We start from the raw sequence: 13,465 nt of genomic DNA on the forward strand, positions 1-13,465 counted from the left end.
CACTCACCGGTACCGGCCGGCGAGGTCGGCCAGCCGGTCCAGGTGCGCGAGCGAGTCCCGCTCGGGCAGCGTCGGCAGGTTGAACAGCACCCGTTCCACGCCGAGAGCGAGGTAGCCCTCGACCTGCGCGGCGTCGCCGGGCACCCCGTAGACCGTCACCGGCACCTGCCGCCCCGCGACGGAGCGCAGCTTCTCCAGGGACGCGGACAGCCTCTCCGGAGTCGTGTCGTTCGCCAGCCAGGCGTCGCCGAACCGGGCGACCCGGTGGAAGCCGCCCTCGCCGCCGCCCACGTAGATCGGCGGATGCGGGCGCTGTACCGGCTTGGGCCAGGCGAAGGCGGGGTCGAAGTCCACGAACTCGCCGTGGAACTCCGCCTTCTCCGCGGTCCACAACTGCAGGATGGCGCCGAGCCTCTCGTCGGTGAGCGGGCCCCGCGTCCGGGGATCGGTGCCGTGGTCCCGCATCTCCTCGCGGTTCCACCCGATGCCGACGCCGAGGACCGCCCTGCCGCCGGACACCAGGTCCAGCGTGGCGACCTCCTTCGCCGTGTGGAACGGGTCGCGCTGCGGGATCAGTGCGATGCCGGTGCCCAGCAGCAGGCGCTCGGTGACGGTCGCGATCACGGCGAGGGCGACGAAGGGGTCGAGCGTCCGGTAGTACATCTCGGGCAGTTCACCGCCGCCCGGGTACGGGGACTCGCGCTTCACGGGGATGTGACTGTGCTCCGCGATGAACAGCGAGTCGAACGCGCGCTCCTCCAGCGCGGCCCCGAGCGGGGCGGGGCGGATGCCCTGGTCGGTGATGAACGTCGACACTCCGAATTTCACGACGGCTCCGTCGGGTGGAAGGGAACGGGTGACGGCTGCCACCGAACGTGCTGACTACCCGCGCAGGCGGCCCACGAGCGCCGCACCACCCGTCAGGAGCATCGGCCACCACCCGTCAGGACGGCGAGCAGCGCGCGGAGGCCGGGGCCGTCATCCGTCGGAGGTGACGGCGAGCAGCGCCATGTCGTCGTTGCGCGGTCCGCCCACGTGCCGGTAGACATCGGTGACCAGCGCCCCCAGCAGTTCCGCCGGCTCGCCGAAGCCGACCCCGGTGAGGCGGGTCACCGGGTCGTAGAAGCTGCCGCGGGTGTCGCGCGCCTCGGTGACGCCGTCCGTGCACAGCAGCAGCGTCGAGCCCGCCGGGAACGGCACCCTGTCGACCACCACGGACCCCTTGTCGAGCCCCACACCGAGCGGCATGGCGTACCGCGAGGGATCGGCGGACCGCACCCCGCCCTCCGTGAGCAGCAGCGGCGCGGGATGGCCGAGGTTGACCAGCAGCACCTCCCGCGAGCCCCGGGGGAACTCCGCCAGCACCACCGTGGCGAACCACTCCAGCGCGTCCAGCCGTCCGCGCCGCACGATCTCCCGGCACAGGACACGGTGCATCTGGACGGCCACCGCGGCGAGTGTCGTCTCCTCCCCGGCGGCCATCCGGAAGATGCCGAGCACCAGCGTCGCGGCCTCGACGGCCTCCATGCCCTTGCCCCGGACATCCCCCACAACACACCGCAGCCCTCGGGGGGTGTCCTGCACCGCGTACAGGTCCCCGCCGATCCCGGCCTCCTCGTCGGCCGCCTCGTAGCGCGCGGCGATCCGCAACGGGCCCGCGCGCGTGGGTGGTTCGGGCAGCACCGCCCGCTGCACGGTCGCGGAGACGGACCGGGCCGAACGCAGGCGCACCTCCCGGGCGTGGAGCACCCGGTTGATCCACACGGCCACCACCGCGACGGACAGCAGCTCGCTCATGCCGGCGAGCGTGGGCAGGTACCGGTAGCGGGCGATGATCGCCAGGTCGGCGGCGATCGCCCCCAGGCCCACCAGCATGGTCCCGTTCATCGACAGCACCAGGGCGGCGAGCATCGGGGCGACGGAGTAGAACGCCGTACCGGTGTACTGGGCGGGGGTGAGGTAGTCCACCGCGGCGCCGCAGGCCAGGAGCGTCATCGGGAGCGCCCGGACGTACCGGGCCACGTCCTTGTGGCCGTCCGGGCTCCATGTGTCCGCCCTCCCCACGCGTCCTCCCGGGGTCCGTCCCACGACTGTCACCCCAGACTCCCCAAACGCGGCCCCGCCGGCCACCCCGCGCACTCTCCGGGGTGAATCGACACCCCGGAGAGTGCTCAGCGCAGGCGGAGGTACTCCAGCCCCTTCTCGCGCAGGGCGCGGTGCAGCCCGTCGTAGGCGGGCACACCGTCCAGGACGGACTTGGCGAGCTTGGCGACCACGGTGTAGTTGGTGTCCACCACGTTGCCGATCGGCGCCAGTCCTGCCTGGCTGACCAGCTGGTACGCGTCGAGCTGGTGCAGTCCGGTGAGGGACGCCGTCCAGCCGATCAGATCGTGCTGGCTGATCCGGTAGGCGTCCTCCAGCGGGCGCACCGACCCGGTCGACATGAGGAAGCGGTCGTCCTCCAGGCGCGGCCAGGCCGGCGCGCCGCCCTTGATCAGGTCGATCACGACCACGGTGTGCATCGCGGCCTCCACGGCAGTGCCGCAGACCTCGCCCTCACCCTGCCGGGCGTGGCCGTCGCCGATCGACAGCAGGGCCCCGGGCACATTGACGCCCAGGTAGAGGGTGGTGCCCGCGCGCATCTCGGGGGTGTCCATGTTCCCGCCGTGCGCACCGGGGGTGATGCTCATGATGACCTCGCCGGCCGCCGGCGCGACACCGACGGTGCCGTGCATCGGGTCCAGCGGCAGGTCGACGGTGTGGTCGGAGAACCGGGCCTGGAAGCGGCAGCTGTTGCGGTCGCGGTCGATGCCGTACCGCCAGACCACCTCCTGCAGCGGGTCGTGGAGCATCGCCGTGGAGTGGGTCGTGGTCAGCGCGCCGAAGTGCGGGAAGGTGGTGGACACCGCCCAGTCCCGCGCGGGCGCGATGTCGACGAAGTGCACGGCGAGGGTGTCGCCCGGCTCCGCGCCCTCGACGTGGATCGGGCCCGTGACGGGGTTGAGGTAGGGGAACTCGCACACCCTGCTCGGGAGGTCGTCCGCCCCCCGGACCCGGCCGCCGAAGCAGTCCTCGGTGAAGAGCTCCACGACCGTTCCGGGGCGCACCCGCAGCAGCGGCTCGCGGCCGCCGAAGGTGTAGGCGTACTGCTCGGGGTCGGGGTGGAGCGTCACGACGTCGATGTCACTCATGCGTGTCCGGCCTCCTCGGCCGCGGAGTTCTCGTTGGGCAGTTCGGGACGGCGGCCCGCGAGCAGCAGGCCGACCAGCAGGATCACACCGATCGCCAGCCAGAGGAAGCCGAGGCGCTGGGCGGCGACCTTGGCGTTGATCACGACGTAGGTGAGGATCGCGAAGCCTATCGCCGGCGCGACCAGGTGGCGCCACCAGTCCCGGCTGCCGCGGCGGACGACGTAGTGGACGACGACGGAGACATGGAGCACCAGGAAGGCCGTCATCGCACCGAAGTTGACCAGGGAACCGAGCAGAGTGATGCCGTCCGGCCGGGAGTTCATGTACAGGCCCAGCCCCAGCGAGACCACGGCGACGAGGAAGGTCGCGTTGACCGGGACCCGGCGGCGGACGTCGATCCTGGCGAGGAAGCCGGGCAGTTGGCGGTCGCGGGCCATCGCGAAGAGCAGCCGGGAGGTGGCCGCCTGGGCGACCAGGGAGTTGGCGAAGCCCCAGGCGATCGCGGTGGCCAGGGCGCTCAGCGTCCCCAGCCAGGCGCCCCCGGCCACGCGGGCGGCGTCGTAGAAGGCGGTGCCGTCCGGGTCGCCGTCGCTGATGAGCGTCTGCGGATGGGGCACGAGCATCGCCGCGACCCAGGTCTGCACGATGAACAGCACGCCGGCGAGCAGCAGCGCGGCGACCATCGACCGGCCGATCGCCTTGGCGGAGTCGCGGTTCTCCTCGGCCAGGGTCGAGATCCCGTCGAAGCCGAGGAAGCTGAGGACCGCGATCGACACCGCCCCGAAGACCAGGGACCACGAGAAGGTGTGGGCGTCGTAGAAGGCGTGGAAGCTGAAGCCGTTGCCCTTGCCCTGGGCGACCGCGACGACACCCACCACCAGGAAGATCGCGAGCACGACCAGTTCGGCGGCGAGCATGATCTTGTTGATCCTGGCGGTCATCTCGATGCCGAACCAGTTCACGACGGTGTTCAGCACCACGAAGCCGATCAGCCAGAGCCACACCGGCACCGAGGCGACCAGCGAGTTCATGGCGACGGCGGCGACCAGGTAGAGCAGCGCGGGCACCAGGATGTAGTCGAGCAGGATCATCCAGCCGGACAGGAAACCGAAGGGCGCGCCGATGCCCCGCCCCGCGTACGAGTACACCGACCCGGCCATCGGGAAGGCCCGCGACATCTGCGCGTACGAGTGCGCGGTGAACATCATCGCCAGCATGCCGACGGCGTACGCGAGGGCGACCATGCCGCCCGCGCCCTGGAAGACCCCGCCGAAGATGCCGAACGGCGCGATCGGCACCATGAAGACCAGGCCGTAGACCACCAGGTCCCAGAAGCCGAGCGACCTCGCCAACTGCTGTGTGTAGCCGTACGTCTCGAGTTCTTCCCCACCCCGTGCGCTGTTGCTCACGTCGCCTCCCCGGCGGCCGCGGTCCCGTGACTGGCGGGGTGATCTTAGGGGGCGTGCCGGGGACAGGGGAACGCCTGTGACAGAAGGAATCAGGCGGCCGTGCCGGTGCCGGCAGGACGAGCGGCGTCGGGGGCGGTGTCAGTGCCCCGCCCTAGAGTCCTGGGTATCGAGAGGGCCGTGCCCGCCTGACGGGCGCTCAGGTCCTCGGGTCCGATGCCTCCTTGCGCTCCGCACGAAGAAGGGTCAGCCATGCCCGCGACCACCGGGTCCACCACCTACCTCGAACTCTCCGAGGAGGGCGGCGGCGCCCACAAGTACTACGAGGTGCGGCACTCGGGCACCGAGGTGACCATCGCCTTCGGGCGGATCGGCGAACAGGGCCAGACGCGTTCGGCCGGCTACCCGACCGTGGAGAAGGCGTCGGCCGCCGCGGCGCGCAAGGTGGGCGAGAAGGTCCGCAAGGGGTACGCCCCGGCGGTGCGGGGCCTGCGTGAGCGGCGTGCGGTCACCCGGCGCGAGATCACCAGCAGCCGTTCGACAGCGCGTCAGGCCCCCGTCCTGTGGCGCTTCTCCTCCGGCGCCCCGGCCTTCGGCATCTTCGTCGGCGAGGACCACGTCTGGATCGGCAATCAGCGCGGCGACGTCTTCACCCTTGCCCACGACGGCCGGGTGACCGGCCGCTTCGGCCTGCCCGACGGTGTGAAGTGCATCGTGGCCGACGACTTCTGGATCTACGCGGGCTGCGACGACGGCCGCGTCTACGACCTGAGCGGCAAGGTGCCGCACGTCGCCTACGAGATCGCCGAGGACGTCGACATCTACTGGCTCGACATCCACGACGGGCTCCTCGGGGTGTCCGACGCCCAGGGCGGTGTCACCACCGTCGACCACGAGGACGAGTTCCAGTGGCGGCGTTCGGGCCCGGGTGACAGCGCCTGGATGGTCCGCTGCGACGACCGGGGCGTCTTCCACGGCGACTCGCGCGGCGTGGCCATGTACGGAGCCCGCGACGGCGCGCCGCTCTGGTCGGTCGCCACCCAGGGCCCGGTGCTGTTCGGATGGCAGGAGGCGGACGAGGTGTTCGCCGGCACCGCCCGCGGCCGGGTCCACCGGCTCGCCAAGGCCGACGGTGCCGAGCGCGCCCGGTACCGCTGCGACTCCGCCGTCTTCTCCTGCGCCACCTCGCCCGACGGCCGCTACGTCTTCGCCGGCGACAACACCTCGTCCATCTACTGCTTCGCCGCCGACGGCACGCGGCTGTGGAAGCTCGGTACCGGCTGCGGCTCGGCCTACTCCATGCAGTACCGCGACGAGCGTCTCTACATCGTCACCACGGACGGCTCGCTGGCCTGCATCGACGCGAGCGAGAGCGCGGTGCGCGAGGCGGAGGGCGGCCGGCTGCCGCGGACCGCGGACGTCAAGGCCACCGGGTGGGAGCGGGTCACACCCGCGCGGGAGCTCGCCACGGTCCACGTCGCGCCGGCCGCCCCCGCGCAGGGCATCGTGGTCGAGTGTCTGGGGGAGGGCTCCCGCACCCGTGTACGCGTGGTCTCCCCGGGCTACGACCCGTCCTGGCACGTGCAGTTCCCCAAGGACATCCGCGTCGTGGGCGCCCGCTACGTGGTCTACGAGGTCCTGGCCTCCACGCGCGGCGGCTTCTACCGGGCCCGCGGGGACATCAAGCGCCTCTTGTGAACGGCCCTCGCGGGCCCGCGCCCGCCCGCACGCGTTCGGCGACGTCGTACGGCGCCACCTGCCAGGTTTCCTCCAGAAATGTACATTTACATGGTGAACGACCGATTGGCACTGCTCTCCGCCGTCGAGAAGGGCATCACGGAAGGCGAGGTGCTCCGGCTCGCGATCCAGCAGGCGGTGGCCGGATTGGGCGGGCTGGGCGGAACGGTCCACCTGTGCGGGCCCATGTCCGCGCTTCGCCTGGTGTCGACCGTGGGGCTGTCCCCCGCCCTCGTGCGGCACTGGGAGATCATCGATCAGGACAGCGCGGCCGTGCCGGCCCGCGTGCTGGACCGGGAAGAAGGGCTGTGGGCCCCGCACGGGGCCGCCGGGAGCGCGCAGCCGCCCGGAACGCGGGCGTGGCCCGGCACGGGTCTGGCGGCGGTACTCCTGTCGGACGGGGAGATCCCGGTCGGATCGCTCACCGTGGTCACCGGTTCCGGGGGAGAGCCCACGCGGGAGCAGTGGGAGTTCCTGGCGGCGGTGGCCGCCTGGGCGCAGGAGCGCATGGGCCAGTCCCCGCCCCCCGCCCGCCCCCTCCACGAGGACCCCACCGGCACCGGCCTGCGGCAGGCGCTCAAGGCGGTCGAGGTGGGCACCTGGGACTGGAACATCCGCACCGGAGACCTGGCCTGGGACGACGCCGCCATGGCCGTCTACGGCACCGACCCCGCCGACTTCGTGCCCCGGGTCGAGAGCTGGATGAAGGTGGTCCACCCCGACGACCTGCCGTGGACGCTCGCCGCCGCCGAGAAGGCCATCCGCAACCGGGGCGTGTTCGAGGCCGAGTACCGCGTGCGGCGTCCGGACGGCGGTTACGCGTGGACCGAGACCCGCGCCAAGGTGGTGCTCGACGACACCGGCGAACCCTACCGGATGATCGGCACGGCTTGGGAGAGCAGCGACTCCCGCTCGGCCCGTGCCGCGCTCAGCCGAGCCCTGCGGCACATGAGCGACGGTTTCCTGTCCGTGGACGACGACTGGCGCATCACGTTCGTCAACCTCATGGCGGAGAACATGCTGGGCTCCCCCGAGGAGGAGCTCTTCGACCGCGTGCTGTGGACGCTGCCGTCGCTGCGGCAGATACCCGGCCTGGAGGCGCGCTGCCGCGAGGCCGCCGCCAAGGCGGTGCCCACGAGCTTCGACGTGGGGCTGCCCGACCGGGGGTCCTGTTTCCACCTGCGGCTCGTGCCGGTCCCCGACGGCGTCACCCTGTACTTCACCGATGTCACCGACCGGCGGCGGCGCGAGGCCGAGCGGGTCGCCTCCGAGCGGGCCTCCACCGAGCGCTCGGCCCGGATCGCCGAACTCACCGCGGCCCTCGCCGCGGCGACCACGTCGCGCGACGTGGTGGACGCGGTGGCCCAGCGGGTGCTGCCCCCGTTCGGCGCCTCCGGTCTGCTGGTGCAGGCGATCGAGGGCGACCGCGTCTACACCGTGGGCTCCGTCGGCTATCCGCAGGCCTTCCTGGACGGCCTCGAGGGCCGTCCGCGGGCCGTGGAGGACCCGGGATGGCAGTCGCTGTCCACCAGTGAACCGCTGTTCGTCTCCTCCGCCGAGGAGTACGCGGAGCGGTACCCCACCATGGCCGACCGTCCGGGCATGATCGGGAAGCAGTCGTGGGCCTTCCTGCCGCTGATCGCCTCCGGTCTCACCTTCGGGATCTGCGTGGTCGCCTTCGACGGGCCCCGCCGCCTCACCGACGAGGAACGCACGCTGCTGAGCACCATCAGCGCCCTGGTGGCCCACGCCCTGGAACGCGCGCGGCTGTACGACGCCGAGCACACCCGGTCCAGGGAGCTGCAGAGCGCGCTGCTCCCCCAGCAGCTGCCCACCCTCCAGTCGTGCTCGCTCGCCGCCCGCTACCTGCCGACGGAACAGGGCGCGGACGTCGGGGGCGACTGGTACGACGTCATCCCGCTGTCGGCCGGCCGGGTCGCGCTCGTGATCGGCGACGTGATGGGCCACGGCCTGTCCGAGGCCGTGACCATGGGCCGGCTGCGCACCGCCGTCCACACGCTCGCCGGCCTGGAGCTGCCCCCCGACGAGATCATGAGCCACCTCAACGACATCGTCAGCGGTCTCGGCGAGGACTCCTACGCCACCTGCCTCTACGCGCTGTACGACTCCACCACCGGTTCGTGCAGCATCACCCGCGCAGGGCATCCGCCACCGGCCGTCGTGCATCCGGACGGCACGGTCCATTTCCCCGAGGCAGCCCCGAACCCGCCCCTCGGCGCGGCGGAGCCGCCGTTCGAGACCGTCGAGATGGAGATCCCGCGGGAGAGTCTGCTGGTGCTCTTCACCGACGGCCTGGTCGAGTCGTCCGAGCGGGAGATCGACCAGGGCCTGTCCGACCTCGCGCACCTGCTGCGCAGCTCGGGCGGCGAGGACCTGGACCGGCTCTGCGACACCGTCATCACCAACCTGCTGCCCGCCGGGCGGACCACCACGGACGACATCGCGCTCCTGATCGCCCGTATGCACGCCCTCCCCGCGGACCGGATGGCCTCCTGGCCGCTCCCCCAGGACCCGCAGGCGGCCGCGCTCGCCCGCGGGCTCGTCCGGGAGCAGCTGTCGGACTGGGAACTGGACGAGCTGACGCCGACGACGGAACTGCTCGCCAGCGAGCTGATCGGCAATGTCGTCCGGCACGCGAAGGGGCCGATGCGGCTGCGGCTGCTGCGGGACACCGAGCTGATCTGCGAGGTCGCCGACGGCAGCCTGACGATGCCCCGTATCCGGCATCCCTCCGAGACGGACGAGGGCGGCCGGGGGCTGCAGCTCGTCGCCTCGCTCTCCCAGCGCTGGGGCACCCGCTACACCTCGAACGGCAAGTGCATCTGGACGGCGCAGCAGGTGCCCGGCAACGGCGCGCCCGTCCCGCCGCTGGAGGAATTCGACGTGGACGCCGTGCCGCCCCTCGCTTGAGCACCCCGGACCCCACAGAATGGGCTCTGTATGCATTTGTCCGTTCCTGGCGAGGTGCGAGAGGTGGTGCCATGGAGGGAATCGCCGACATGGGCGGCACGGACGGCTGGGGCCGTGTCCCCCCGTCGCGCGACGACGAACCGGTCTTCGCGGAACCCTGGCAGGGCCGCGCCTTCGCGCTGGGGATGGCCTCCATCCGGCTCGCCTGCGGCGGCCTCAACACGGACGCCTTCCGCCACACGGTCGAGCGGCTGGACCGGGCGGCCTACCTGGACGACGGCTACTACGGGCGCTGGCTCAACGGCGCGGAGCTGATGCTCACCGAGACGGACTTCCTCGCGCCGGGCGCCGTCGACGCCCGCGCCCGCAACCTGCTCGGCGGGCACACGGCCGAGCCTCCGGCGCCCGAGCACCCCAGGCCCGCCCCCGCACCGGCCCAAGACGGCTGGATGCGCGCCGTGGACACCCCGCCCGCCTTCGCCGTCGGCGAGCGCGTCCGCGCCAAGGACATCTCGCCGCCCGGTCACACCCGGATGCCGGGCTATGTCCGGGGGCACGCCGGCGTCGTCGAGGCGGTCCAGCCCGCCGCCGTACTGCCGGACACCAATGCCCACTTCAAGGGTGAGCATCCGCAGCACGTCTACTCGGTGCGCTTCGACTCACGGGAGTTGTGGGGCGCCGGGTCGGAACCCTTCGAGGTCACCGCCGAGTTGTACGAGAGCTATCTGGAGACACTTTCATGACCACCGCCGGACCGGGCGTGCGCCCGCCCGTGGCGCTGCGCGCCGAGGCCCTGGAGCAACTCCTCACCGAGCGGGGCCTGATCGACCCGAAGGTGATGGACGGGCTCATCACCGAGTACGAGACCACCATCGGCCCCCTGAACGGCGCCAAGGTCGTCGCGAGGGCATGGACCGACCCGGAGTACCGGCGCCGGCTGCTCGACGACGGGACCGCCGCCATCGCGGAACTGGGCTTCACGGGGCCGCAGGGTGAGCACATCGTGGTCGTCGAGAACACCCCGGCCATCCACAACGTCATCGTGTGCACGCTGTGTTCGTGCTACCCGTGGCCGGTGCTCGGGCTGCCGCCGAGCTGGTACAAGGACCCGGCCTACCGCGCCCGCGTGGTCAAGGAGCCGCGCGCCGTGCTGTCCGAGATGGGCCTCGACCTCGACGACGGCGTACGGATCGTCGTGCGCGACTCCACCAGCGAGGTGCGCTGGCTGGTGCTGCCCGAACGCCCGCCCGGCACCGAGCACCTGACCGAGGAGCAGCTCGTGCCGCTGGTCACCCGGGACGCCATGGTCGGCGTGGCCAAGGCGAGGACCCCGTGACCGCCCCGCTCGACACCGAGGGGCCGGCGGCCCCGCCTCGTGCCAATGGGGAGTTGATGTTCGCCGAGCCGTGGGAGAGCCGCGCCTTCGGCATGGCCGTCACCCTCTACGAGGCCGGCGCGTTCACCTGGCCGCGGTTCCAGGCCGCGCTGATCACCCGGATCGCGGTCTGGGAGGCCGCGCACGACCAGGACGGCGAGCCCTGGAACTACTACCAGCACTGGCTCGGCGCCCTGGAGGACGTGCTCGCCGGCCAGGGCACCGTGTCCGACGACGAGGTCACCGCCCGCGCCCGGGCCCTGGACCGGCGCCCCGCGGGCCACGACCACCCGCACTGACCTCCGCCTCCGGGCCGGCGACCGTTCCGCCGCCGGCCCGGAGGCTTCGTCAGGAGCGGTAGGTGTTGCGGGTGTAGGCCAGGCTCAGCGGGGCCGTGTTGCCGAAGTACACCGAGACCAGGTACGCCGGGTCCGGCGCGATGGAACCGCGCTGGAGGTCGCTGCCGTCGTTGGTGTCGTCCCAGCCCCACGGCGTGTGCGCCGCGTTGTCCTTGCCGTTGTCACCGGCGAAGGTGCCCCATGAGGCGTACGGCGGGTTGGTGTTGCGGCGCTCCCACAGGCCCCCCGCGCCGAAGATGTCGACGAGCTGGTAGCTCGCGGCCCGGTCGTTGCCGCTCCTGGGCACGGTGCCGCCCGTGCGGCTGGGGCGGTAGACGATGCCGTCACCGCCCGCGAAGTCGGCGCCGTCCCAGTTGTACATGCCGTGGCCGCGGGCCTCCTGGAACACCAGCGGGTGCTGCGCACCGTCGTACGCCTGCGTGAACAGGGTGCCGTCGACCGTCTCGCGGTTGCCGGTGAAGGGACTGCCCGCCGGGACGTAGGAGTAGTAGTTGTCGTGCGCCTGGGTGACGGCCGCCTGAAGGCTGCCGTAGGTGCTGCCGTCCTTGCGGACGACCTCCAGCACGCCCTCCATGTCGTTCTCGTGGCCCGTCAGGTTGATCGGGTAGTCCTTCCAGTCGCGGGGGTGGAAGAACGCGTACGTGATGAACCAGTGGGTGGAGGTCTCCACCACCGAGTAGTACGCGGTGCCGGTCAGCCGCTGGGTGTTGGCGTCGAGGTTCTCCCAGTTGTTGCGGGTGTTCCAGTCGCCGTCGTAGTCGACGGGCGAGAGGTAGTCCGCGGTGTAGTACGCCGACGACGTGTCCTGGTAGTGGAGGGGGGCCCAGCGGTAGGCAAGGTCCGCGTCGGTCGGCGCCGCGGCCCGGGCCGGGCCCGCGGCCACGAGGGTGGCGACGGAGAGGAAGAGCGTCATCGCAGCGGCGCCGAAGGCTCGCCAGGGCTTCATGGGGGGGGGCTCCGAGTCAGGAGGAGGGACGCGCAACGAGGCGGCGCTACTCTCCTGGCGCCCAATGACGCTTTGTACGTGGCTTGTTGACCCGCGCGTTAACGTCGGCGGGACGGTGTGGGCGGCGGCGGGCCGACACAGGGGACGTACCGTCAGATGTCCCCGTACGGCGGGCCGGCGGGCCGGGACGCCGCGGAGGCCTCAGCCGTCCGCGGTGCCGCTTCCTTCCCCGCCGCCGTGGCCGCCGCCCGCGGACGTCCTGCGGCGCCGCACGGGCGCCTGGTCCACCTGGCCGAGGCGCCGGGCGCTCCACATGGCGAGGGGTTGCAGGGCCTCCACGAGTGTGCGGCCGTCGGGGGCGAGACTGTAGCGGATCTGCACGGGAGTGGTCGGCACCACCGTGCGCTCGATGAGCCCCTCCGCCTCCAGCTCCTTCAGCCGCTGCGCGAGCAGCCGGTCGGAGATTCCGGTGACCATGGCCCGGTACTCGCCGAAGCGTCGGGCCCCGTGCGAGGCGGCCTCCAGGATCCCGCCCGTCCAGCGGCGCCCGACCAGTTCCAGGGCGCCCTGCAGGTTCGGGCAACTGCTGTCGTCGATGCCGCGGACCTCGCGCGGCCGGGGTGACGGGGTACTCGCTTCCACTTACCCAAGATTAGCACCTAATACTTTCTTTGTTCCGGAGCGGCTGTCCGACCGACTGTGGACGCATGGCCGGTCACGGACCCCCGCTTCCCGGAGCACCTACCGCTCAGGGGCGGAATCCGCTGATCAGAGGCCCTGGACGCCGCCGGCGGCAGCCGCTGCCGGCGGCGCGCCCAGAACCGCCCTCCACCCCGGAAGAGACCATGGCAACCCTGCTCCACATCGACTCCTCCCTCCACGCCGGTACGGACTCCGCCTCCCGCACCGTGGCCCGGACATTCCGCGACGCCTGGCAGGCCCAGCATCCCGACGGCACCGTGCTCCACCGCGACCTCGCCGCCGACCCGCTGCCCCACTTCGGTCTGCCCGCCTTCTCGGCGGCCCTGGTGGACGCCCATGCCCGCACCCCCGAGCAGGCGGCGGCCTTCGCCGGGCGCCTGGCGCTGATCGAGGAACTGGAGCGCGCCGACGCGGTCCTCCTCGGCGCCCCGATGTACAACTTCACGATCCCCTCGACGCTCAAGAGCTGGATCGACCAAGTGCTCCTGGTCGGCCGCACCACCGGCGAGGACTCCACCGTCAAGGACCTCCCGGTCACCGTCGTCGCCAGCCGCGGCGGCTCCTACGCGCCGGGCACGCCCCGGGCCTCGTCCGAGTACGTGCAGAACTACCTGCGCTCCATCCTCGGCGAGTACATGGGCCTGGACGTCGACTTCATCGTCCCCGAGCTGACCGCGGCGGCGTCCAACCCGGCCATGAGCGAGCTCGTCCCCCTGGCCGAGGCCTCGTGGGCCAGGGCCCTGGAGGACGCCGCGGTCAAGGGCAAGGACATCGCGCTGCGCGTCGCCGCGAGCTGACGCCGCGGCGCGCAGGCGACG

General features: G+C 72.0%; 12 protein-coding genes. 6 read left to right on the forward strand and 6 right to left on the reverse strand.

Annotation, left to right across the window (positions count from 1 at the left end; genetic code table 11):
• Positions 1–3: 3 nt before the first annotated feature.
• The 4 genes from ACIP9H_RS07015 to ACIP9H_RS07030 all read right to left on the reverse strand — a co-directional run bounded on the left by ACIP9H_RS07015 (position 4) and on the right by ACIP9H_RS07030 (position 4,600).
• Positions 4–828: an LLM class F420-dependent oxidoreductase gene (locus ACIP9H_RS07015; RefSeq protein WP_401582003.1), complete on the reverse strand. Its 825-nt coding sequence runs from the start codon at positions 826–828 to the stop codon at positions 4–6.
• Positions 829–978: 150 nt separating this feature from the next.
• Complete coding sequence (locus ACIP9H_RS07020) at positions 979–2,064, reverse strand: PP2C family protein-serine/threonine phosphatase (protein WP_401957965.1); 1,086 nt, start codon at positions 2,062–2,064, stop codon at positions 979–981.
• A 107-nt stretch (positions 2,065–2,171) separates the two neighbouring features.
• Positions 2,172–3,191: an acetamidase/formamidase family protein gene (locus tag ACIP9H_RS07025; protein WP_401582007.1), complete on the reverse strand. Its 1,020-nt coding sequence runs from the start codon at positions 3,189–3,191 to the stop codon at positions 2,172–2,174.
• Positions 3,188–4,600, reverse strand: a complete 1,413-nt coding sequence (locus tag ACIP9H_RS07030) for an APC family permease (RefSeq protein WP_401582010.1) — start codon at positions 4,598–4,600, stop codon at positions 3,188–3,190. Before ACIP9H_RS07030 ends, ACIP9H_RS07025 begins: the two co-directional genes overlap by 4 nt.
• Before the next feature lie 249 nt (positions 4,601–4,849).
• Between ACIP9H_RS07030 and ACIP9H_RS07035 the strand changes: the two genes are divergently transcribed.
• From ACIP9H_RS07035 to ACIP9H_RS07055, 5 genes are all read left to right on the forward strand, one after another.
• Positions 4,850–6,295: a WGR domain-containing protein gene (locus tag ACIP9H_RS07035; protein WP_401582011.1), complete on the forward strand. Its 1,446-nt coding sequence runs from the start codon at positions 4,850–4,852 to the stop codon at positions 6,293–6,295.
• Between the two features lie 93 nt (positions 6,296–6,388).
• The gene (locus ACIP9H_RS07040) at positions 6,389–9,265 is read left to right on the forward strand and encodes a SpoIIE family protein phosphatase (RefSeq protein WP_401582013.1); all 2,877 of its coding nucleotides are present in this window, start codon (positions 6,389–6,391) and stop codon (positions 9,263–9,265) included.
• 71 nt (positions 9,266–9,336) lie between these two features.
• Positions 9,337–10,008: a nitrile hydratase subunit beta gene (gene nthB, locus ACIP9H_RS07045; protein WP_401582015.1), complete on the forward strand. Its 672-nt coding sequence runs from the start codon at positions 9,337–9,339 to the stop codon at positions 10,006–10,008.
• Positions 10,005–10,601 carry a nitrile hydratase subunit alpha gene (nthA, locus tag ACIP9H_RS07050; RefSeq protein WP_401582018.1) on the forward strand — a complete coding sequence of 199 codons (597 nt, stop codon included), beginning with the start codon at positions 10,005–10,007 and terminating at the stop codon, positions 10,599–10,601. Before nthB ends, nthA begins: the two co-directional genes overlap by 4 nt.
• Positions 10,598–10,939, forward strand: a complete 342-nt coding sequence (locus tag ACIP9H_RS07055) for a nitrile hydratase accessory protein (RefSeq protein WP_401582020.1) — start codon at positions 10,598–10,600, stop codon at positions 10,937–10,939. Before nthA ends, ACIP9H_RS07055 begins: the two co-directional genes overlap by 4 nt.
• Before the next feature lie 49 nt (positions 10,940–10,988).
• On the opposite strand, the gene ACIP9H_RS07060 is transcribed toward ACIP9H_RS07055, so the two are convergent.
• Together ACIP9H_RS07060 and ACIP9H_RS07065 are read right to left on the reverse strand one after the other, a co-directional pair.
• Positions 10,989–11,945: a hypothetical protein gene (locus ACIP9H_RS07060; RefSeq protein WP_401582022.1), complete on the reverse strand. Its 957-nt coding sequence runs from the start codon at positions 11,943–11,945 to the stop codon at positions 10,989–10,991.
• Positions 11,946–12,146: 201 nt separating this feature from the next.
• A complete protein-coding gene (locus tag ACIP9H_RS07065; RefSeq protein ID WP_401582023.1) occupies positions 12,147–12,587 on the reverse strand; it encodes a winged helix-turn-helix transcriptional regulator in 441 nt (146 codons plus the stop codon).
• A gap of 203 nt (positions 12,588–12,790) precedes the next feature.
• On the opposite strand from ACIP9H_RS07065, the gene ACIP9H_RS07070 reads away from it, so the two are divergent.
• Complete coding sequence (locus ACIP9H_RS07070; protein ID WP_401582025.1) at positions 12,791–13,444, forward strand: FMN-dependent NADH-azoreductase; 654 nt, start codon at positions 12,791–12,793, stop codon at positions 13,442–13,444.
• Positions 13,445–13,465 lie beyond the last annotated feature (21 nt).

The organism is Streptomyces sp. NPDC088732 (assembly GCF_044751205.1).
GTDB lineage: Bacteria > Actinomycetota > Actinomycetes > Streptomycetales > Streptomycetaceae > Actinacidiphila.